This window comes from Ectopseudomonas toyotomiensis, from assembly GCF_900115695.1.
GTDB lineage: Bacteria > Pseudomonadota > Gammaproteobacteria > Pseudomonadales > Pseudomonadaceae > Aquipseudomonas > Aquipseudomonas toyotomiensis.
Map to the genome: position 1 here is coordinate 1 of NZ_FOXK01000040.1, position 1,104 is coordinate 1,104.

Below are 1,104 nucleotides of genomic sequence, written 5' to 3' on the forward strand. Positions count from 1 at the left end.
AATACTCCCCGCGTAATATGTAAATACTCCCCGCATTATATGTAAAATACTCCCCGCGTAATATGTAGCATTATAGTGCTATTCGAATACTCCCCGCGTAGTTCTATTGACTTATATAAAATATATGGTTTGATATATCTATATAATCAATAAAAGGATGCCATATGGATTTAATATTTAATCAATTTCAAACTTCAAAAAGTATTTATGCACAAGACAAGTATATGACTTTTGCAAAATCAATCCTTCATCTTCCAATTTTTCAATCTGTAAAGAATTCAAAGAAAGAAAGGGTAACTATAAAAATAGACAAATTCTATTCTTATGAAGATGTTGAAATGGACTTTATACCTTTGTCTGTGAATTTCGATTTTGATGTTTTCTATTACATTCTTCAAAAGAAATTGAAGTCAGACAAACTCACATTCACAATAAATATGAAGCACTTTATGAAATTTCATAAAGTCCACCCAAGCAATAAAAAGGTGTATATAGAGAAGTTAAGAAAGTCATTAAAGAATATGATGAAATTTTATCTTGAATTTAGATATGACTCTATTACTTACAAGTGTCATTTGCTGAATAATATCGTTGAAGATGCTAACGATAAAGAAAATACAGTCATTACATTCAATAAAGAATTTGAGAATTTTTACAAACACGACACTGACCTAATCTTTAATTTTAAGTTCGATAAGTTCAAAGAAATTGAAGGGGATTATGCAAGGGTTCTATATATGTTCTATCTAACTAATCACTACGCTGATAGCGTTAGATTTAAGATTTCCGACATATTAGATAGATTGCAAAGCAATTTTTCAACAAAGACAAAAACATATGAGTATATAAAGAAAGCTCACGAAGAACTAATTAAAATAGAGTTCTTGAAATCTGTTGAGCCTATCAAGGAAGGTAGAGAATTAACTGGTTATTTGGTTGAGTTTGAAAAAGTAAGAAAAGGGTTTTTGCCAGCAGTAGCAGAAAAACCTAAAAGCAATACTGATGAATTATCTATCTGTGATGAAGAATTACCATTTTAATTAACAACATAAGGACTATATGAGAAATGAAATTAAAGCAATATTAGCAGCAACAATGATGATT

Annotated in this window: 1 protein-coding gene; it reads left to right on the plus strand. The window is 29.1% G+C overall.

Going from position 1 to position 1,104, the window contains the following annotated elements; all coding sequences use genetic code 11:
- Positions 1 to 164 precede the first annotated feature (164 nt).
- Positions 165 to 1,040 carry a hypothetical protein gene (locus tag BM186_RS26075; RefSeq protein WP_024015013.1) on the plus strand — a complete coding sequence of 292 codons (876 nt, stop codon included), beginning with the start codon at positions 165 to 167 and terminating at the stop codon, positions 1,038 to 1,040.
- The last annotated feature ends 64 nt before the right edge of the window (positions 1,041 to 1,104 follow it).